Source organism: Streptococcus wuxiensis, from assembly GCF_040888245.1.
Classification (GTDB): Bacteria; Bacillota; Bacilli; order Lactobacillales; family Streptococcaceae; genus Streptococcus; species Streptococcus wuxiensis.
The window spans coordinates 259,290-280,179 of sequence record NZ_JBFNFE010000001.1; the positions used below are offsets into that span (position 1 = coordinate 259,290).

Consider the following 20,890-nt stretch of genomic DNA (forward strand, 5'->3'; position numbering starts at 1 on the left):
AGAGGATATGGAAAAATTTACAGTTTATACGGGAACGACCGTTCCTCTGATGAATGACAATATCGATACCGACCAAATTCTTCCCAAACAGTTTTTGAAGTTGATTGACAAGAAAGGTTTTGGCAAATACCTCATGTATGCTTGGCGTTATTCGGATGATAAGTATACTGAGGATCCAGATTTTGTCTTTAACCGACCTGAATATCGCAAAGCTACTATCCTCATCACGGGAGATAACTTTGGAGCTGGTTCTTCGAGGGAGCACGCAGCTTGGGCATTAGCAGATTATGGTTTTAAGGTCGTAATTGCAGGATCTTTCGGTGACATTCATTACAATAATGAACTCAATAATGGCATGTTGCCAATTGTTCAACCAAGGGAAGTTAGAGAAAAGCTCGCCCAACTCAAACCGAGCGACCAAGTAACTGTTGACTTGGAACAACAAAAAATCATTTCACCAGTCGGAGAATTCACTTTCGAAATTGATAGCGAATGGAAACACAAGCTCTTAAATGGCTTGGATGATATCGGTATTACTTTGCAGTATGAAGACTTGATTGCTGCCTATGAAAAACAACGACCAGCCTACTGGCAGGATTAGAAAAAATAGAAAAGGAACTATAGAACTATGACAAAACACATTCAATGGAACGGAACACTTTCACAAGAAGGATATGACATTTTAAAAGGTGAGGGCGGATGTATCGTTTGTCCTACTAAAGTCGGTTACATTATCATGACTAGCGATAAGGTAGGACTTGAGCGTAAGTTTGAAGCTAAAGAGCGTAACCGTAACAAGCCAGGTGTTGTACTTTGTGGTAGCATGGATGAGCTTCGTGCTTTAGCCCAACTCAATCCAGAAATTGAAGCCTTCTACCAAAAACATTGGGACGAAGACATTCTTCTAGGTTGTATCCTTCCATGGAAACCAGAAGCCTTTGAGAAATTGAAAACATACGGTGATGGCCGTGAAGAACTCATGACAGACGTTCGTGGTACTAGCTGTTTTGTCATCAAGTTTGGTAAAGCTGGTGAACAATTGGCTGCTAAACTTTGGGAAGAAGGTAAAATGGTCTATGCCTCATCAGCCAACCCATCTGGAAAAGGAAACCGTGGTAAGGTAGAAGGTATTGGAGAACGTATTGAAGGAGCAGTGGACCTTGTCATCGAAGCAGATGACTACGTTGCTTCAATCCAACCGGACAAAACGATTGAAACGCGCTACGAGCAAGGCGTGATGGTATCTATGGTTGATAAAGACGGCAAGCTTATCCCAGAACAAGGAGGAGCACGTTCAACTTCACCAGCGCCAGTTGTGATCCGCAAAGGGCTTGACATTGATAAAATCATGATGCATTTGTCAGACACCTTTAACTCATGGGACTACCGTCAGGGTGAGTATTATTAGGATAAAAAAGAAGTCTAGTGTTAAGAGGCATTTAATCTCCTAACGCTGGGCTTTTTCTTTAGAAATTCTTTTCATTTTTTATAGGATATGATATTCTATATATGAAATGTGTGTTAAGATAGTTATTAAAAATGTTTACACTAACAAATTATATTTAGAACCTTTAATAATCATTTAATAAGCGAGGTAAGGCATTATGATATCTGAATCAACTTTTATTGATAGAATAAAAAAAGAATTCCCAGATGCAATTGAAAATCAAACAAAAAGTTATATTTCTTTTCAGGTTAAAATATGAAAGGAAAGTTACAAAACTTTATAGAGATTAACTTTCAGAATAAAGGAATAAAGATTGCCGTTCTCTCCAAAAGCCTTCGTGATTCAGATTTTTTGATATTTAATAAGAAGCCTGATTCATTTGGTTGGACACTTGATGCTGAGTATTTTATTAAGGACGAAAATTCACTAAATGAGATTTTCCCTTTTATAAATAAATCTTATGAGTTTGTAAAAAGTGGAAATAACTCAGAGTGTTATAAAGTCTTCAGAGAATTTTTGGCTAAATTTGTGAATCAAGCAAATATCTATAATTCGAAAGATATAAAAATTAAACGTTCTCAAAAATTAGATGGAGCTAAAGTTATTTATCCTGCTGTTACAATTGAGGATATTCCATACAAAGTTGAAATGCTTAACACAGGTCAGTGTGGTCCAAAAAATGGTGAAGGATATAGAAAACTACCTTACTTTGGTTATCAATTAAATAAAATTGATAATTCATGGATAAATATAAGGTGTGGTTTTGAGAGATTTAAACTCACAGAATTTAAAATAGTAAAATGGTATAGTAATAAACAAGATGAAGATTTAGGGTATAAATACCTTGTCAAAGATTTAGAATTGGAATCAACCGCGGAACCTAATGATATTTTAAAAGAGTTTTACGACAATTTTACTAGTTTCTATGTGAAAAAAGAGAAGAAAGATGTAAACATGTTAGAAAATATTAACAAATATAAAAATATTTTATTGCAATCCAAAAACCTCATCCTTCGTGGTGCACCTGGTACAGGAAAAACTTATCTTGCTAAAGAAATAGCGGCAGAGCTAACGGGTGGTAATGAAGATCAAATTGGCTTTGTACAATTTCACCCTTCCTATGATTATACAGATTTTGTGGAGGGGTTGAGACCAGTATCAAATGGGGATGGAGCTATTGAGTTTAAATTACAAGATGGTATTTTTAAAGAGTTTTGCCAGAAGGCAAAAGAAGCTCAGAAGACTGGAGGTCAAGATAATTTTGAAGAAACGTGGGCTAAGCTAACGGATGCTATCAATGAAAAGCAAGGACAATATTTCTTCCCTCGTAGTTCGGTTCCAGCCAGTTTAAATAGTCAAGGGAATGTGAAGTTTGATTCTCCTGTTGCTACCAAAGAAAAAGTGTATCTTTTGTACAAGGGTGAGGAAACTAAGTTAAAGTACGAAACTTATCAAAAAATCGTTTTAGATCACATGAAAGAAAGTTATGGCTTATATGATTATGTGTCTCCAACGATCAACACTGACAAGAAATTCGTCTTCATCATCGATGAAATCAACCGTGGTGAGATTTCTAAGATTTTTGGGGAGCTCTTTTTCTCTATCGACCCCGGCTATCGTGGTAGAGATGGGGAAGTTTCTACCCAATATGCCAATCTACACGAAAGTGATGACAAGTTTTATATTCCTGAGAATGTCTATATTATAGGAACCATGAATGATATTGACCGATCAGTGGATACATTTGATTTTGCTATGCGTCGTCGTTTCCGTTTTGTTGAAGTTACTGCTGAAAGCCAACTATACATCCTTGATGAAAAACTAGGTGAGCATGCTGAAGAAGCTAAAACTCGACTAAGAAACTTGAATGTTGCTATCGAAAATGTTCAGGAGCTAAACAGTCATTATCATATCGGACCAAGTTATTTCCGTAATTTAAAAGAATTGGATTATGATTATGAATTACTCTGGTCTGATTATCTCAAACCACTTTTGGAAGATTACTTGCGTGGTTCTTATGAAGAAGACGAAATACTGAATACTTTGAAAAAAGCATATGATTTGACAAATCAGCAAGATATTGGTGATGACGATGCAGTTAACTGACAATCAACAGGCCTTAAACAAAGAAGAGTTTATCACAGAATACCCTAAAATTAGTCAAGTCCTTTTAGATAGAACTCTAGATAATCTTTCTCAAGAAGAAAGTATCTTTATATTTCCAAACGATCTGAAAAATTCTCCTGATTTGGATAAGGAACAAAAGATTTTGGAAACAGTCAATCAGAAAATTAATACAGGGAATGTGATTGGATTTCTGGGATGTGGTCAGGAGAGATTAACCATTTCTTCTCGTTTTTCGAGTAAAAGTGATGACTATTTTTTGCATTATCTATTGCAGAAAGTTCTAAATATCAATCTCACTAGTTTGGATGTTGGTTTATCGCGCGAGGAAAGACTCTATCAGCTTTTAATCTACCTCTTTCCAAAGTATTTGGAAGCTGCTATGCGAAAGGGAATTTATAAGGAATACCAGAGGTTTTCCCATAATGATAGTCATATCAAGGGAGTAATTGATGTAGTAAATCATCTCAAGAAAAATCTTCCTTTCACAGGTAATATTGCTTATACTACAAGAGAATTTACTTATGACAATCCGATGATGCAACTGATTCGTCATACTATCGAGTACATTAAAAATCAAAAATCTCTAGGAAGAGGCATCATTTGTACTAATCGTGAAAATATTACAGAAATAATTCGTGTAACACCTTCGTATAAACAAGCTGATCGTTCTAAGGTTATTCGACTAAATCAAACAAAACCTCTTCGTCATGCCTACTTTCGCGAGTACAGAAAATTGCAAGAACTTTGTCTGATGATCCTAAATAGAGAAGAGCATGGTTTAGGATACCAGGAGCAAAAAATCCATGGTATTCTTTTTGATGTTGCTTGGCTTTGGGAAGAATATGTTCATGCCTTGTTGCCAAAAGATTTCATACATCCACGCAATAAAGAAAAGAAAGGTGGTATCTCTGTATTTTCTGGTGGGAAGCGAAAGGTATTTCCAGATTTTTATGATAGAGAACGAAAGATTGTTCTAGATTCTAAATATAAAAAACTTGAAGATACTGAAAAAGGAATAAACCGTGAGGACTTGTTTCAGTTGATTTCCTATTCTTATATTTTAAAAGCTGAGAAAGCTGGACTGATTTTTCCGAGCAAGCACAAGGTTGTTGATAATGAGATAGGAAAGCTAGCAGGTTATGGAGCTATGTTGAAGAAATTGTCTATCCAAATCCCTCAAAAGGCCTCATCATATAATGATTTTTGTGAAATGATGGAAAGTTCCGAAGAAATTTTTCAAAATAATATAAATCAAAAATAGAGAGTCTAAAAACTCTCTATTTTTTATGAAATAAGGAGTAAAATCCGAACGTTATAAATTTTAGGTTTCAAAATAATTGACAAAAACTTTACCTTAGTTTATAATCGTTAGAGGAAACGTCGGAAAAGGCGTAGTGATGCGCAAGCATAGGTAGGTCATTATAAAAGAAACGAGACATTGAAATGTTAAACGAATTTCCGATTTTTGACTATGAAGATATTCAGCTAATTCCTAATAAGTGTGTTCTTCAAAGTCGAGCAGAGGCTGACACACAAGTAACACTAGGGAAGCACACCTTTAAATTACCAGTTGTTCCTTCTAATATGCAAACTATCTTGGATGAAGATGTTGCAGAACAACTTGCAAAAGGTGGTTATTTCTATATCATGCATCGCTTCGATGAAGCTGGCCGTATACCTTTTGTGAAACGCATGCACGAAAAAGGGTTGATTGCTTCTATCTCTGTTGGTGTTAAAGATTACGAATATGATTTTGTTAGTCAATTAAAGGAAGATGCTCCAGAGTACATCACTATTGATATCGCTCATGGACATGCCGACAGTGTCATTTCAATGATTCAGCACATTAAGAAAGAATTGCCAGATACCTTTGTCATTGCTGGTAACGTTGGTACTCCAGAAGCTGTACGTGAATTAGAGAATGCTGGAGCAGACGCTACTAAGGTTGGAATCGGTCCAGGTAAAGTATGTATTACTAAGGTTAAAACTGGTTTTGGTACTGGTGGTTGGCAGTTGGCAGCTCTTCGCTGGTGTGCTAAAGCTGCGCGTAAACCGATTATTGCCGATGGTGGAATCCGTACACACGGAGATATTGCCAAGTCAATCCGCTTTGGTGCAAGTATGGTTATGATTGGTTCGTTATTTGCAGGCCATATCGAAAGCCCTGGTAAAACTGTCGAAGTCGATGGTAAACAATTTAAAGAATACTATGGTTCCGCTTCAGAATACCAAAAAGGTGCCTATAAGAATGTCGAAGGCAAGAAAATTCTTCTTCCTGCCAAAGGACATTTACAAGATACCCTAACTGAGATGGAACAAGATTTGCAAAGTTCGATTTCTTATGCTGGAGGTCGAAAGGTAGCTGATCTTAGACATGTAGATTATGTGATTGTGAAGAACTCTATCTGGAATGGAGATGCTCACTAAAAATATGATTACTTATTTATGCCGCGAATTGGCGTGGCGTTTCTACAAGGTACCGTAAATACCTAACAATGAGTAAGTCGAAGAGAGATAAAAGAAGCAGTACTATCTGTTTCTATGTTTCCGAGGGACTTGCTTTGTGAGTCCCTTTTTATTTCGGAGGTTATTGTGAAATTACTAGAGGAACGTATTTTAAAAGATGGGAATATTCTAGGTGAGAATATTCTTAAGGTGGATTCTTTCTTAACTCACCAAGTTGATTATAAGTTAATGCGCGAGATTGGCCGCACCTTTGCAGAATATTTTAAAAATGCAGGTATTACCAAAGTCGTAACCATTGAAGCATCTGGAATTGCTCCAGCTCTATATGTTGCAGAACAATTAGATGTACCTATGATTTTTGCTAAGAAGGCAAAAAATATTACCATGAATGAAGGAATTTTGACTGCTGAGGTTTATTCTTTCACTAAGCAAGTTACTAGTACCGTATCCATTGCAGGGAAGTTCTTATCTCCAGGAGATAAAGTATTAATTATTGATGATTTCTTGGCTAATGGTCAAGCAGCTAAAGGTTTGATTCAGATTATCGAACAAGCTGGTGCTACAGTCGAGGCCGTCGGGATTGTGATTGAAAAATCTTTCCAAGATGGTCGTGAACTGTTAGAAAAATCAGGTCATCAGGTAGTATCACTTGCTCGTTTAGAGCGTTTTGAAAATGGAAGAGTTATCTTCAAGGAGGCAGAAATCTAATGAATCAAAAAGAAAACCACTCAAAAGCGGCCGTATTGGGCTTGCAACACTTACTTGCTATGTACTCAGGTTCAATCCTGGTACCAATCATGATTGCAGGTGCCCTAGGTTACTCACCTCAACAACTGACATACCTTATCTCTACAGATATCTTTATGTGTGGTGTTGCAACTCTATTGCAGTTACAATTAAATAAATATTTCGGTGTCGGTTTACCGGTTGTTCTGGGTGTGGCCTTTCAGTCTGTTGCTCCACTTATTATGATTGGACAAAGTCACGGTAGTGGTGCTATGTTTGGGGCCTTGATTGCTTCTGGTATTTATGTCGTTCTTGTAGCAGGCGTATTTTCTAAGATTGCTAATCTGTTCCCTTCAATCGTAACAGGTTCTGTCATTACAACAATCGGTTTAACCTTGATTCCTGTAGCTATCGGAAATATGGGAAATAACGTCGAAAAACCAACGGGACAAAGTCTAGCGTTAGCAACAATCACTATTCTTATCATTCTCTTGGTTAATATCTTTACAAAAGGTTTTATTAAGTCAATTTCTATTTTGATTGGTTTGATTGCAGGTACTATCATCGCTGCGACTATGGGCTTGGTTGATTTCTCTCCAGTAGCAGAAGCTCCACTTGTTCATATCCCAACTCCATTCTACTTTGGTGCTCCACAATTTGAGATTTCTTCTATTGTAATGATGTGTATTATCGCTACTGTATCAATGGTAGAATCAACTGGTGTATATCTTGCCCTTTCTGATATTACTAAAGATCCAATCGATAGCACTCGTCTCCGTAATGGTTATCGTGCTGAAGGTCTTGCTGTTTTACTTGGTGGACTTTTCAATACCTTCCCTTATACAGGTTTTTCTCAAAACGTTGGTTTGGTGAAACTTTCAGGTATTCGTACACGTTTGCCGATCTACTATGCTGCAGGTTTTCTTATCTTACTTGGTCTCTTGCCTAAATTCGGTGCCTTAGCACAGATTATCCCTAGCCCTGTTCTAGGTGGAGCCATGCTCGTCATGTTCGGTTTTGTTTCTCTACAAGGAATGCAAATCTTGTCTCGTGTAGATTTCGAACACAATGAACACAATTTCCTTATTGCAGCAGTTTCTATTGCTGCTGGTGTGGGATTAAACGGAAGCAACCTCTTCAATACTTTACCGACTGAATTACAAATGTTCTTCTCAAATGGTATCGTCATTGCAAGTACAGTGGCCATCATTTTGAACGCTATTTTGAATCGTAAAAAATAAAAATAAGTGAGAAGGATAGAATTATCCTTCTCATTTTGTTTTTTAGAGCTTCTGTATTGTTTCTATAGTCCTTTTTATGGTAAAATGGTTCTATGAATGAAAGAATGAAAGAGCTCGTTGAGTTGCTCAATCGCTATGCGACAGAGTATTATACAAGTGATAACCCATCTGTATCTGATAGTGAGTATGATCGTCTCTATCGTGAACTGGTAGAGTTAGAAAAAGCTCACCCAGAGCAAGTCTTGCCAGATAGTCCAACCCACCATGTTGGCGGTAAGATTCTAGATGGTTTTGAAAAATATAGTCATCAGTATCCTCTCTATAGTTTGCAGGATGCTTTTTCTCGTGAAGAGCTCGATGCCTTTGATGCGCGTGTTCGTAAAGAATTGGATGACGTTACTTATATCTGTGAGTTGAAAATTGATGGTTTATCGATTTCCTTGACTTATGAGCAAGGAATTTTTGTTGCTGGAGCGACTCGTGGTGATGGTTCTGTCGGTGAGAATATCACAGAAAATCTCAAACGTGTCAAGGACATTCCTTTATCATTATCTGAAAAAATAGATATAACAGTTCGTGGTGAATGTTATATGCCAAGAGCTTCTTTCAATCAAGTCAATCTTGCTCGTCAAGAAAACGGGGAGCCGGAGTTTGCTAATCCACGAAATGCAGCTGCAGGAACCCTTCGCCAGTTAGATACAGCAGTAGTAGCTAAGCGTAATCTTGCAACTTTCCTCTATCAGGAAGCAAGTCCTTCAACTAGAGACAGCCAAGAGAAGGTTTTAAATCATCTGGAACAGTTGGGCTTTGTTGTCAATCCAAGACGACTATTAGCTCACAGCATGGATGAGGTTTGGCAGTTTATCAAAGAAGTAGGTCATGAAAGAGACCAATTGCCTTATGATATTGACGGTGTTGTTATTAAGGTCAACGACCTAGCTGGTCAAGAGCAACTTGGTTTTACAGTTAAAGCGCCTAAGTGGGCAGTCGCTTATAAGTTCCCTGCAGAAGAAAAAGAAGCAAAATTGCTTTCTGTTGACTGGACAGTAGGAAGAACTGGTGTCGTAACTCCGACTGCTAATCTTACTCCGGTGCAATTGGCAGGTACAACAGTTAGTCGTGCAACGCTTCATAATGTCGACTATATTGCTGAAAAGGATATCCGCAAGGATGATACAGTGATTGTTTATAAGGCAGGGGATATCATACCAGCTGTTTTACGTGTAGTAGAATCCAAGCGTATATCTGAAGAAAAACTCGACATTCCAACAAACTGTCCAAGTTGTGACAGTAAGCTTTTGCATTTTGAAGATGAAGTTGCCCTTCGTTGTATAAACCCACGTTGTCCAGCTCAAATCAAGGAAGGTCTAATTCATTTCGCATCTCGTGACGCCATGAATATTTCTGGCCTTGGTCCATCAATCGTAGAAAAATTATTTGCCGCCAATTTAGTTAAAGATGTTGCGGATATTTATCGCTTAACTGTGGAAAATTTTCTCTTGCTAGATGGCATCAAGGAGAAATCAGCTCAAAAACTTTATCAGGCTATTCAAGCTTCTAAAGAAAATTCTGCTGAAAAACTTTTGTTTGGTTTAGGGATTCGTCATGTTGGAAGCAAGGCAAGTCAGTTACTCTTACAACATTTCCATTCAATCGAGTCACTTGCTCAAGCAAATCCTGAAGAAGTAGCAAGCATCGAAAGTTTGGGAAGTGTCATTGCTCAAAGTCTCCAATCTTATTTTGAGACCGAGGGTGCAAAAATTCTTTTAAGTGAATTGAAAGAATTAGGTGTTACTCTAGACTATAAAGGACAGGTCATTGCAGCAGATGCTGCCTTATCAGGTCTAACTGTCGTATTGACAGGGAAACTTGAACGTCTTACTCGCTCGGAAGCCAAAAGTAAGCTCGAAAATCTTGGTGCCAAGGTAACGGGTAGCGTATCGAAGAAGACTGACCTTGTAGTAGCAGGAGCAGATGCAGGAAGCAAACTCCAAAAAGCACAGGAACTAGGAATTGAGATTCGAGATGAAGCTTGGCTTGAGAGTTTGTAAGGAATATACAGTCTAGAATAATCATCTATCATTTCTTGCTTCTATCCAAATAAGTGAATCAAGAAATGTTACTATATAAATTAATAATTAGAAATTAGGGAAAAACATGTACAATTATCCTGTACTTATTCATTATCATCGTAAGGATGAAGCATATCAGAGTTGCAACTTTAGTAAATGGCCAGCTGATTCAGTAGAGTTTGTTAAAGAGCAAGAATACTTTGGAGATAAATTTTCATTTACCCAATCAAGTGAAACACCTCTTGAACAAATGGTGTTTACAGTTGATAAAGATGGAGTAAGCAAAGAATATCCTATCCGATTCAATCATTATCCACTCTTAACAGAAGTTTGGATTTTAGATGGAGATGCCACCGTTTATTATTCTGAAAACCCAGCCATTGCAAGTCCACACTATAAAGATCAAAATCCATTTGCTTTTGATAAAGCGATTAACAGTGCTAGTTTTGATCACCACTGGGGTTACCAAGGAGAGTTGGGATGCCAGGTTTCCGAAGAAGAAACAAGCTTTAAACTTTGGTCGCCAACAGCAACAACTGTACAAGTTGTAGTTTATGAATCAGCAAGTAATGATGCGGCTATCCTAAAGACTTATGAAATGCAACGTGGTAACAGTTATTCATATAGTCACAAGGATAATACAATTGGCGTTTGGAATTTGACAGTTCCTGAAAGTCTTGCTGGTCGTGCCTATCAATATCAGATTAATTTTCCACATCATCAATCATTGACACGAGATCCATATACCATTGCGACAAGTCCAGATGGCAAACGTTCAGCGATTCTTTCAGAAAAAGAACGTCAAGTTGAAGGTTTTGAAGTTAAGAATGGAACGGAAGCTACTTGGCGATTGGAAAATTCTTGTCAAGCTGTTGTTTACGAAATGCATATTCGTGACTTGACCAAGTCTGAAACTTCTGGTGTTGCTCCAGAATTAAGAGGAACATTCTTGGGTGCTGCCCAGACTGGAACAGTCAATCACTTCGGTCAGTCTACTGCATTTGACTACATCAAGGAACTTGGTGTGAACTATGTTCAACTGCAACCAATTGCTGATCGTCACAAAGAGTATGATGCAGATGGAAATGTGACCTACAACTGGGGTTACGATCCACAAAACTACAATGCACCAGAAACCAGCATGTCTACGAATCCAAATGATCCAGGTCAAGTTATCCGAGATTTGAAGACGATGATTCAAGCTTATCATGATGCTGGTATTGGTGTCATCATGGACGTTGTATACAACCATACGTTTTCAACTGTTGATGCCCCATTCCAAACAACAGTCCCAGACTATTATTACCGAATGAATCGCGATGGAAGTTATCAAAATGGTACTGGTGTAGGAAATGAGACTGCTAGTGAACACGAAATGTTCCGTAAGTACATGATTGATTCACTGCTTTATTGGGTGAATGAGTTTAATATTGATGGTTTCCGCTTTGACTTGATGGGAATTCATGATGTTAAAACGATGCAGATGATTCGTTGGGCTATGGATGAAGTCGATCCTAAAATCATCCTTTATGGAGAAGGGTGGGATATGGGAACTGGTCTTGCTCCTTATGATAAGGCTAAGAAAGACAATGCCTATCAATTACCTAATATTGGCTTTTTCAATGATGATCAACGTAATGCGATTAAGGGTGCTGAAGTTTATGGTGATATCAAATCAGGCTTCGTAAGTGGTGCTGCCACTGAACCAATTGTTGCCAAAGCTATCCTTGGTAGTCGTGAACTAGGCTCTTATCTGAGCCCTAACCAGGTTGTCAACTATGTAGAAGCCCATGATAACTATAACTTGCATGATTTATTAGCAACACTTCATCCAACAGAAGACCAAGCAAGTATCATGAAAAAGGTAGAAACAGCAACTGCAATGAATCTACTCATGCAAGGCATCTCCTTTATGGAACTTGGTCAAGAGTTTGGACGTACTAAACTGGTTCCTACAGGTAAAAACGGTGAGTTGACTCATGATGATTGCGAACGTGCTATGAACAGTTACAATGCTCCAGACGCTGTTAACCAGGTAGACTGGGACCTAATCAATGAGCGTCAAGAAAGCATAGAATTTATTCGTCAGATTATAGGGCTTAAAACAAAGACTAGTGCCTTTTCATATCCTACATACGAGGAAGTATACCGTCACGTCTTTGTTCACACAGCTATTGAAAATAGTGGCTGGATTGTCTATGAGATTCAGGGAACTAAAGAACATTTCTTGGTTGTATTTAATGCCAAAGGTGCATCTTTCTATTATGAAAATGCTGGAAATCTAGAAATGTTGGTTACAAATAGTCGTTCAAACCAAGAAAACACTCTTGATAATGTGAGCGTTGCAGTTATGAATGTTTTAGTTTAAAAAAATAAAACTCAAGATTAATCTTGAGTTTTTTTATATATAAATTTGTCCTAATAAAAAATATGGGAATATTACTAAAAATAGTTGAAAATTTCAGAAAATTTGATAAAATTGTACTTAAGATACTTTATCCGAACAAAAAGTTTGATTCATGAAAATAACGTTAAGTTTTTAAAGTATCTGTTTTGCAAAATTAGCATTGAAAAAAATATTGTAAGTGATTTAATGCTACAAAAACTGATATCAAGGTAGAATATCAATAAATACTGAAAATTTAAGAAATGTTAAGATAATTACTTGAAGATTTTCTAAAAAATATTTATGATAATTCGGAAATTGGTTGAAAGTTTTCTTAAAAGATAGTATAATAGAAATATAGAAAACGCTTACAATATAAAGGGGGATTTATGGATACATTAGAAGCTTTAAGAACTTTTACAACAGGCGAAAATTTCCATCTTCAGCACTATTTGGGCGCACATCGTGAGGAAAAAGACGGGGAATGGGGTTACACATTCCGTGTTTGGGCTCCAAATGCGCAGGCTGTTCATCTAGTCGGTGATTTCACGAATTGGGTTGAAAATCAAATCCCTATGGTACGAAACGAATCTGGAGTTTGGGAAGTTTTTACAACTTTTGCCCAAGAGGGTCAGATTTATAAATATCATATCACACGGGCTAACGGTCATCAGCTTATGAAGATTGATCCTTTAGCTGTTCGCTATGAAGCACGTCCAGGAACAGGTGCTGTGTTAACAGAAATTCCAGAAAAGAAATGGAAGGATGGACTTTGGTTAGCTCGTAGAAAGCGTTTGGGATTCTTCGAAAGACCAGTTAATATTTACGAAGCACATGCTGGTTCGTGGAAACGAAATCCAGATGGAACTCCATATAGTTTTGCTCAATTAAAAGAAGAGTTGATCCCTTACTTAGTTGAAATGAACTACACTCATATTGAGTTTATGCCTTTGATGGCTCACCCGCTAGGTTTGAGTTGGGGCTATCAACTTATGGGATATTTTGGTTTAGAACATTCTTACGGAAGACCAGAAGAGTTTCAAGACTTTGTTGAGGAGTGTCACTTAAACAATATCGGTGTTATCGTGGACTGGGTTCCAGGACACTTTACAATCAATGATGATGCCTTAGCCTACTATGATGGAACTCCGACTTTTGAATATCAAGACCATAACAAAGCTCATAACTATGGTTGGGGGGCGTTAAACTTCGACTTAGGGAAAAACGAAGTACAATCTTTCCTAATTTCTAGCATTAAGTTCTGGATTGATTTTTATCATTTAGATGGTATCCGTGTAGATGCCGTAAGTAATATCCTTTATCTTGATTATGATAATGCACCTTGGACACCAAATAAAGACGGTGGCAATCTTAACTACGAAGGCTATTATTTCCTTCAGCGTTTAAATACTGTTATTAAGCTAGCTCATCCTGATGTCATGATGATTGCAGAAGAAAGCTCTTCGGCAACTAAAATAACAGGTCCGAAAGAGATGGGTGGTCTTGGATTTGACTACAAGTGGAACATGGGATGGATGAATGATATCTTACGTTTCTACGAAGAAGATCCAATTTACCGCAAGTATGATTTTAACCTTGTAACCTTCAGTTTTATGTATGTCTTTAATGAAAATTATCTCCTACCATTCTCACATGATGAGGTTGTACATGGTAAGAAGAGTATGATGCATAAGATGTGGGGTGATCGTTATAATCAATTTGCAGGCCTTAGAAACCTTTATACTTATCAAATTTGTCACCCCGGTAAGAAATTGCTCTTTATGGGTAGCGAATTCGGGCAGTTCTTAGAGTGGAAATCAGAAGAGCAATTAGAATGGTCAAACCTTGAAGATCCAATGAATGCCAAGATGAAATACTTCACATCTCAGTTGAACCAACTTTATAAGGACCACCGTTGTCTTTGGGAAATTGATACAAGCTATGATGGAATTGAAATTATCGATGCAGATAATAGAGATCAAAGTGTTCTTTCCTTTATTCGTAAGGGCAAGAAAGGCGAGATGCTAGTCTGTGTCTTTAATATGGCACCAGTCGAACGATCTGATTTCACAATTGGACTGCCAGTTGCAGGTGTGTATGAAGAAATTTGGAATACAGAGTTGGAACAATGGGGAGGTGTTTGGAAAGAACACAACCAAACTGTTCAAACTCAAGAAGGGTTATGGAAGGATTATGAGCAGACTTTGACCTTTACTTTGCCAGCTATGGGGGCAAGTATCTGGAAAATAAAACGTCGCTTGAAACCCGCTAAAAAAGAATCAAATAAATCTCAAAAAGGAGTAGAAAATGAAGAATGAAATGCTAGCTTTAATCCTTGCCGGTGGGCAAGGAACTCGACTCGGTAAACTCACTCAAAGCATTGCAAAACCTGCTGTGCAATTTGGTGGGCGCTATCGTATCATTGACTTTGCTCTTTCTAACTGTGCCAACTCTGGTATCCACAATGTTGGGGTTATCACACAGTATCAACCACTAGCTCTCAACAGCCACATTGGTAATGGTTCTAGTTGGGGTCTTGATGTAATTGATTCAGGTGTTTCTATCCTTCAACCTTACTCTGCAAGTGAAGGAAATCGTTGGTTTGAAGGTACAAGTCATGCGATTTACCAAAATATTGACTATATCGATAGCATTAATCCTGAGTATGTTTTGATTCTTTCAGGAGACCATATCTACAAGATGGACTATGATGATATGCTCCAATCACACAAGGATAACAATGCCAGCTTGACAGTAGCTGTCTTGGATGTACCACTAAAAGAAGCTAGTCGTTTCGGTATCATGAATACAGATGCTAATAATCGCATTGTTGAATTCGAAGAAAAACCTGCCCAACCAAAATCAACCAAGGCATCAATGGGGATTTATATCTTTGACTGGAAACGACTTCGCAACATGCTAGTTGCTGCTGAAAAGGCTAACCTAGATATGTCTGATTTCGGAAAGAATGTTATTCCTAACTACTTAGAGTCTGGAGAAAGTGTTTATGCCTATGAATTCAGTGGATACTGGAAGGACGTCGGCACTATCGAATCGCTTTGGGAAGCAAATATGGAATATATTTCTCCAGACAACGCTCTAGATAGTCGTAATCGTCAATGGAAAATCTATTCTCGTAACCTTATCTCTCCACCAAACTTTATTGGAGAACATGCTCATGTAGAAGACTCTCTCGTAGTAGATGGATGTTATGTAAATGGTACCGTGAAGCACTCTATTTTATCTACAGCAGCTCAAGTTCGTGAAGGAGCAGAAGTTGTCGATTCTGTCATCATGAGTGGAGCAGTAGTCGGAAAAGGTGCTAAGATTAAACGTGCCATTATTGGTGAAGGTGCTATCATTGCTGATGGTGTAGAAATTGATGGAACTGAAGAAGTAGAAGTAGTCGGATATAACGAAGTAGTGGGGGTAGCAACAGATGAAGATTGATAAATATTCAGCGATTTTAGGAAACACTGTTGGTTTTCATGATATGTCAACCTTGACGAGTAATCGTCCTGTGGCGAGTTTGCCATTCGGAGGAAAGTATCGCTTGATTGACTTCCCACTCTCAAGTTTAGCAAATGCTGGTGTTCGTAGTGTTTTTGGAATCTTCCAACAAGATAATATCAGTTCAGTTTTCGACCACATTCGTTCAGGTCGCGAGTGGGGCTTGAATACACTACTTAGTCACTACTATTTAGGTATTTACAATACACGTGTAGAAAGTAGCACGGTCGGTAAAGAGTATTATCAACAACTCTTGACTTATTTAAAACGTTCTGGATCTAACCAAACGGTTTCCTTGAACTGTGACGTTTTGGTAAATATTGATCTTGCTCAGGTTTTCCATTTGCATAATACTACAAAATCTCCTATCACAGTTGTTTACAAGAAACTACCTAAGAAGGATATTTCAGAAGTAAATGCAATCCTTGATATCGATGAAACTGACCATGTGCTTTCTCACAAGCTCTTTGATAAAAAATTAGACCAAAATCTTTACAACATGTCTACCGATATCTTTGTCGTTGATACCCCATGGTTGATTGAACGTCTTGAAGAAGAAGCTCAGAAAGAACATCCAGAAAAACTTCGCTATGTTCTTCGTGATTTGGCAGCTAAAGAAGGTGCTTTTGCCTACGAGTATACTGGCTATTTGGCAAATATTCATTCTGTAGAAACCTACTACCAAGCCAATATTGATATGCTTGATCAGCATAAATTCTACTCTTTGTTCTCTCCAAATCAAAAGATTCACACAAAGGTGAAAAACGAAGAACCAACTTATTATGCACCTGGTTGTGAAGTAAATACTTCGCAGTTTGCTTCTGGTAGTATTGTCGAAGGTAAGGTTGTTCGTTCAGTTGTTTCGCGTAATGTTCAAATTCATAAAGATAGCTTAGTTAAAGAATCTATTGTTTTCCCTCGTGTTGTCATTGGTGAAGGTGCTCAAGTTGAGAATGCAATTATTGATAAGGGTGCTGAAGTAGCTGATGGAGTTGTTATTCGTGGTACAGCAGAAAATCCTGTTGTCATCAAAAAAGGTGAAAAAGTAACAGAGGACATTCTTTCATGAAAATTTTATTTGTAGCAGCCGAAGGAGCCCCTTTTTCTAAAACAGGTGGCTTGGGAGATGTTATCGGGGCTCTTCCAAAATCATTAGTTAAAGCTGGTCATGAAGTTGCTGTTATCCTGCCATACTATGACATGGTGGAAGCCAAGTTTGGTGATCAAATTGAAGATGTTCTTCAATTTGAAGTATATGTTGGTTGGCGTAGACAATTTTGTGGCATTAAGAAGACTGTTTTAAATGGTGTTACTTTCTACTTTATTGACAACCAGTATTATTTCTTCCGTGGTCATGTGTATGGTGATTTCGATGATGGTGAACGTTTTGCCTTCTTCCAACTTGCGGCTCTGGAGGCTCTGGAGCGTATTGGATTTATACCAGATGTTCTTCATGCTCATGATTATCATACAGCTATGATTCCTTTCTTGTTGAAGGAAAAATACAGATGGATCCAGGCCTACCAAAACATTAAGACTGTTTTAACGATCCATAATTTGGAATTCCAAGGCCAATTCTCTGAAGGTATGCTTTGGGATTTGTTCCGAGTTGGATTTGAACGATATGCTGATGGTACAGTTCGCTGGAATGACTGCCTGAACTGGATGAAGGCTGGTATCCTCTATGCAGATCGTGTATCTACTGTATCGCCAAGCTATGCTTATGAAATCATGACAACAGAGTTTGGTTGTGGCTTGGATCAGATTTTACGAATGGAGTCTGGTAAGGTTTCTGGTATTGTAAACGGAATCGATACGGATCTTTATAATCCAGAAACGGATCCTTTGTTGGATTATCATTTTAATAAATCAGACCTATCAGGAAAAGTTCAGAATAAAGCTAAACTTCAGGAGAAAGTTGGTCTTCCAGTTCGTCCTGATGTTCCAATGATTGGTATTGTGTCGCGTTTGACAAGACAGAAAGGTTTTGATGTCGTCGTTGAAGGTTTGCATCGCATGCTTCAAGAAGATGTTCAAATCGTTCTCTTGGGTACAGGTGATCCTGGTTTTGAACAAGCCTTCTCATGGTTTGGTCAAGTATTCCCAGATAAACTTTCTGCCAATATTACCTTTGATGTCAAGCTAGCACAAGAAATTTATGCAGCCTGTGATATTTTCCTAATGCCAAGTCGTTTTGAACCTTGTGGACTTTCTCAAATGATGGCGATGCGTTATGGAACATTACCACTTGTTCATGAGGTAGGCGGGTTGAGAGATACTGTTCAACCGTTTAATCCAATTGAAGGAACGGGTACAGGATTTAGTTTTAATAACTTAACCTCTTACTGGCTAAATTGGGCTCTTCAAACTGCTTTGGATGTTTACTATAATCATCCTGACGTTTGGAAGAAACTTCAAGTACAAGCTATGGAATGTGACTTCTCTTGGGATACAGCATGTCAGTCTTACCTTGATTTGTATCACAGCTTAGCAAATTAAATAAATAAAATCGTATGATGCTTTCATACGATTTTTTGAGATAATAAAGTAAGGATTATAAATGAAAACAATCAACGGTCTCTGTGTGCTAGATGTAGATGGAACTCTGATAGAAGAAGAGGTTATTGATTTATTAGGGAAAGAGGCAGAGTGCGAAGAAGAAGTAGCCCTGCTAACAGCTCAAGCTATGAGAGGAGAATTAGACTTCGAAGCAAGTTTAAAAAGTCGTGTTTCTCTTCTTAAAGGTCTCTCTATAAATTCTTTTGATAAGATTTATCATGAGCTTCACCTTAGTAAAAACGCTGCCCGGTTTATTAAAGTTCTTCAAGAAAATCAGATAGAAGTCGGTTTAGTATCAGGCGGATTTACCACTATTGTAGAAAGATTAGCAAAAGATTTGGGAATTTCATTATATAATGCTAATCAACTGGAAATCAGAGATGATCATTTAACTGGCAATCTAATTGGCCCTATTATAAGCAGAGAAGTAAAAGAAGCAACCCTGGTGAGATGGGCTGAAGAATTAGAAGTGCCATTTGATAGAACGATTGCAATCGGTGATGGAGCTAATGACTTAAAAATGCTTAAAAGTGCAGGACTTGGAATAGCCTTTTGTGCCAAGGATATTGTGAAAAAGGAAATAAATCTTCAGGTAGATGAGAGAGATTTTGGGAAAGTTTTGGAAATGATAGACTTCCTTTAGATAGAAAGAGGAATCAAAATGAAAGTTGTTATCGCGCCGGACTCTTTCAAAGAGAGTCTTCCTGCAAACGAAGTAGCAGAAGCTATAAAAAGAGGATTTAAAAGGGTGATACCGGATGCTGAATGTCTACTTTTACCTGTTGGTGATGGAGGTGAAGGAACAGTAGACGCCATTAAAAGTTCTCTAGGTTTGAAAGAAAAAAGAGTCCAAGTAACTGGACCTTTTGGTGATGAGGTTTTGATGTCTTACTATCAAAAAAGAGAATTAGCTCTATTTGAAGTTGCAAATTTAGTAGGTCTTGCTAAAATCCCTTTTGATAAACGTAATCCTCTAGAGATTCAAACAAAGGGAATTGGTCAACTGATTCTCCATTTGATAGAACAAGGAATCAAAGATATCTACGTTGGTGTCGGTGGTACGGCTAGTAACGATGGTGGAATTGGCATTGCTTCAGGACTTGGTTACCAGTTTTATGACAAAAACGGAATTGTACTTCAAGCAAATGGTCAATCACTATTTGATATCAGGAAAATTTTGAAGGAAGGAGTAATTCAAATTCCTTCTGATGTACATATAAAAATACTTGCAGATGTTACCAATCCGCTTTGTGGACCTTATGGTGCTACCTTTACATTTGGGAAACAAAAGGGATTGGATCCATCTAAATTTCAAGAAGTTGATGCTGCTATTAAAGATTTCTATAGTAAAGTTGGGCCCGAAATATTAAAATTAGATGGTGCAGGAGCAGGTGGTGGTATTGCAGCTGGCTTGTGTGCCTTCGCTGGAGCAGAGATTGTATCTGGTATCCAAACTTGTTTGGATTTGATAAACTTCGATCAAAAAGTTACTGATGCAGACCTAGTTATCGTTGGCGAAGGTAGACTGGACTCGCAAAGTCTAGCTGGAAAGGCGCCAATCGGTGTAGCAAAAAGAACACCTAGAGATGTTCCAGTTCTTGCTATTTGTGGTAGTTTATCAGAGGATTTACCACCCTTACCATTTGAGAATATAGTCGCAGCTTTTTCCATACTTGAAAAAAGCGAACCGTTAGCAGACAGTCTAAAAAAAGCAGCTGTTTATCTAGAAAATACAGCTGCAAGTATCGCACGAATAATGTCTTTGAGATAGAGTTAACCAAACCATTTTTTCCAGAGAGAAGTAGGAGCTTTCGTCTCTTTCTCTTGCCACAAGTCTGAAAAGGCCTTTCTGAGGTCTTTTTCACTTGTTTGAACCGGAACATCGCTATGAATAACCAGTCCGAAAGGAGAAGAGTTATGATCTTCAGAAACGATAGTTGCTTGGCAATCAGAATCTTTAGCATTTTTTAAATAATAAACTTGTTTTTCAAACTCAACTTGAGGAGAGATTTTGACAAATAGAGGTTCAGTTTCTTTTTTTAAACACTCTAAAATAGTCAAAAAACCTTTTTGAAATTTGTCATCATTCGCAGTAGCGAGTACAGCGTAGCCAAGAACACGTTCTTCAAAGGTACCAAGAAAACGTCTTTGTTCGTCGGGATTTAATTTAAGCCCGCCATGAGCTTTTTCTAATATTTGTTTTGATACATCAGTCATAAATATATTATATCATAAAAGTCTATAGATAAGGCGGAAAAGAAAGCGATTACTTAAGAAACTTAAGGAAAATTTGCACAAAGATAACGTTTTTTCTTGAAAAAGGTATCTTTTTGATGTATCATAGAGGTGTAAAATA

16 protein-coding genes and 1 riboswitch are annotated in these 20,890 nt (G+C 37.7%); of the genes, 15 read left to right on the forward strand and 1 reads right to left on the reverse strand.

Annotated features, from left to right (window positions below; all coding sequences use genetic code 11):
* Positions 1-7: 7 nt before the first annotated feature.
* From leuD to AB2B47_RS01335, 15 genes are all read left to right on the forward strand, one after another.
* On the forward strand, positions 8-601 hold the full coding sequence (gene leuD / locus AB2B47_RS01265) for a 3-isopropylmalate dehydratase small subunit (RefSeq protein WP_006152349.1): 594 nt from the start codon (positions 8-10) through the stop codon (positions 599-601).
* Between the two features lie 27 nt (positions 602-628).
* Positions 629-1,408 (forward strand): L-threonylcarbamoyladenylate synthase, encoded by a 780-nt coding sequence (locus AB2B47_RS01270; protein WP_006152365.1) that lies wholly within the window; start codon positions 629-631, stop codon positions 1,406-1,408.
* A 294-nt stretch (positions 1,409-1,702) separates the two neighbouring features.
* Complete coding sequence (locus AB2B47_RS01275) at positions 1,703-3,553, forward strand: McrB family protein (protein WP_006152352.1); 1,851 nt, start codon at positions 1,703-1,705, stop codon at positions 3,551-3,553.
* A complete protein-coding gene (locus AB2B47_RS01280) occupies positions 3,540-4,835 on the forward strand; it encodes an McrC family protein (protein WP_006152373.1) in 1,296 nt (431 codons plus the stop codon). The genes AB2B47_RS01275 and AB2B47_RS01280 overlap by 14 nt, the downstream gene beginning before the upstream one ends.
* A gap of 182 nt (positions 4,836-5,017) precedes the next feature.
* Positions 5,018-6,001: a GMP reductase gene (gene guaC, locus AB2B47_RS01285; RefSeq protein WP_254724131.1), complete on the forward strand. Its 984-nt coding sequence runs from the start codon at positions 5,018-5,020 to the stop codon at positions 5,999-6,001.
* Positions 5,994-6,090, forward strand: a riboswitch (purine riboswitch). It overlaps the preceding gene by 8 nt.
* Positions 6,091-6,166: 76 nt before the next feature.
* Complete coding sequence (locus tag AB2B47_RS01290) at positions 6,167-6,748, forward strand: xanthine phosphoribosyltransferase (protein ID WP_006151911.1); 582 nt, start codon at positions 6,167-6,169, stop codon at positions 6,746-6,748.
* Entirely contained in the window at positions 6,748-8,007 is a 1,260-nt protein-coding gene (locus tag AB2B47_RS01295) for a nucleobase:cation symporter-2 family protein (RefSeq protein ID WP_006152021.1), read from the forward strand. The genes AB2B47_RS01290 and AB2B47_RS01295 overlap by 1 nt, the downstream gene beginning before the upstream one ends.
* Before the next feature lie 92 nt (positions 8,008-8,099).
* Positions 8,100-10,058 carry an NAD-dependent DNA ligase LigA gene (gene ligA / locus AB2B47_RS01300; protein WP_006151671.1) on the forward strand — a complete coding sequence of 653 codons (1,959 nt, stop codon included), beginning with the start codon at positions 8,100-8,102 and terminating at the stop codon, positions 10,056-10,058.
* Between the two features lie 106 nt (positions 10,059-10,164).
* The gene (gene pulA / locus AB2B47_RS01305; protein WP_320693431.1) at positions 10,165-12,447 is read left to right on the forward strand and encodes a type I pullulanase; all 2,283 of its coding nucleotides are present in this window, start codon (positions 10,165-10,167) and stop codon (positions 12,445-12,447) included.
* 407 nt (positions 12,448-12,854) lie between these two features.
* Positions 12,855-14,783, forward strand: coding sequence for a 1,4-alpha-glucan branching protein GlgB (gene glgB / locus AB2B47_RS01310; protein ID WP_006152285.1), 1,929 nt, complete (start codon positions 12,855-12,857; stop codon positions 14,781-14,783).
* A complete protein-coding gene (locus AB2B47_RS01315; RefSeq protein ID WP_006152164.1) occupies positions 14,773-15,915 on the forward strand; it encodes a glucose-1-phosphate adenylyltransferase in 1,143 nt (380 codons plus the stop codon). Before glgB ends, AB2B47_RS01315 begins: the two co-directional genes overlap by 11 nt.
* Positions 15,905-17,044, forward strand: a complete 1,140-nt coding sequence (gene glgD, locus AB2B47_RS01320; protein WP_006151425.1) for a glucose-1-phosphate adenylyltransferase subunit GlgD — start codon at positions 15,905-15,907, stop codon at positions 17,042-17,044. The genes AB2B47_RS01315 and glgD overlap by 11 nt, the downstream gene beginning before the upstream one ends.
* Positions 17,041-18,474 (forward strand): glycogen synthase GlgA, encoded by a 1,434-nt coding sequence (gene glgA, locus AB2B47_RS01325; protein ID WP_006151913.1) that lies wholly within the window; start codon positions 17,041-17,043, stop codon positions 18,472-18,474. The genes glgD and glgA overlap by 4 nt, the downstream gene beginning before the upstream one ends.
* Positions 18,475-18,535: 61 nt before the next feature.
* A complete protein-coding gene (serB, locus tag AB2B47_RS01330) occupies positions 18,536-19,177 on the forward strand; it encodes a phosphoserine phosphatase SerB (RefSeq protein WP_006151687.1) in 642 nt (213 codons plus the stop codon).
* An 18-nt stretch (positions 19,178-19,195) separates the two neighbouring features.
* Positions 19,196-20,305, forward strand: a complete 1,110-nt coding sequence (locus AB2B47_RS01335) for a glycerate kinase (RefSeq protein WP_006151865.1) — start codon at positions 19,196-19,198, stop codon at positions 20,303-20,305.
* A 2-nt stretch (positions 20,306-20,307) separates the two neighbouring features.
* Here the strand turns inward: AB2B47_RS01335 and AB2B47_RS01340 are convergent, their stop codons facing one another.
* On the reverse strand, positions 20,308-20,751 hold the full coding sequence (locus AB2B47_RS01340) for a DUF1694 domain-containing protein (protein WP_320693432.1): 444 nt from the start codon (positions 20,749-20,751) through the stop codon (positions 20,308-20,310).
* Positions 20,752-20,890 lie beyond the last annotated feature (139 nt).

Excerpts from the sequence above, each read along its gene's own strand:
- serB (WP_006151687.1), top strand. The coding sequence starts at position 18,536 with ATGAAAACAATCAACGGTCTCTGTGTGCTAGATGTAGATGGAACTCTG.
- leuD (WP_006152349.1), top strand. The coding sequence starts at position 8 with ATGGAAAAATTTACAGTTTATACGGGAACGACCGTTCCTCTGATGAAT.
- glgB (WP_006152285.1), top strand. The coding sequence starts at position 12,855 with ATGGATACATTAGAAGCTTTAAGAACTTTTACAACAGGCGAAAATTTC.
- glgA (WP_006151913.1), top strand. The coding sequence starts at position 17,041 with ATGAAAATTTTATTTGTAGCAGCCGAAGGAGCCCCTTTTTCTAAAACA.
- pulA (WP_320693431.1), top strand. The coding sequence starts at position 10,165 with ATGTACAATTATCCTGTACTTATTCATTATCATCGTAAGGATGAAGCA.
- ligA (WP_006151671.1), top strand. The coding sequence starts at position 8,100 with ATGAATGAAAGAATGAAAGAGCTCGTTGAGTTGCTCAATCGCTATGCG.
- AB2B47_RS01315 (WP_006152164.1), top strand. The coding sequence starts at position 14,773 with ATGAAGAATGAAATGCTAGCTTTAATCCTTGCCGGTGGGCAAGGAACT.
- AB2B47_RS01335 (WP_006151865.1), top strand. The coding sequence starts at position 19,196 with ATGAAAGTTGTTATCGCGCCGGACTCTTTCAAAGAGAGTCTTCCTGCA.
- AB2B47_RS01275 (WP_006152352.1), top strand. The coding sequence starts at position 1,703 with ATGAAAGGAAAGTTACAAAACTTTATAGAGATTAACTTTCAGAATAAA.
- AB2B47_RS01280 (WP_006152373.1), top strand. The coding sequence starts at position 3,540 with ATGCAGTTAACTGACAATCAACAGGCCTTAAACAAAGAAGAGTTTATC.
- guaC (WP_254724131.1), top strand. The coding sequence starts at position 5,018 with ATGTTAAACGAATTTCCGATTTTTGACTATGAAGATATTCAGCTAATT.
- AB2B47_RS01295 (WP_006152021.1), top strand. The coding sequence starts at position 6,748 with ATGAATCAAAAAGAAAACCACTCAAAAGCGGCCGTATTGGGCTTGCAA.
- glgD (WP_006151425.1), top strand. The coding sequence starts at position 15,905 with ATGAAGATTGATAAATATTCAGCGATTTTAGGAAACACTGTTGGTTTT.
- AB2B47_RS01340 (WP_320693432.1), bottom strand. The coding sequence starts at position 20,751 with ATGACTGATGTATCAAAACAAATATTAGAAAAAGCTCATGGCGGGCTT.
- AB2B47_RS01270 (WP_006152365.1), top strand. The coding sequence starts at position 629 with ATGACAAAACACATTCAATGGAACGGAACACTTTCACAAGAAGGATAT.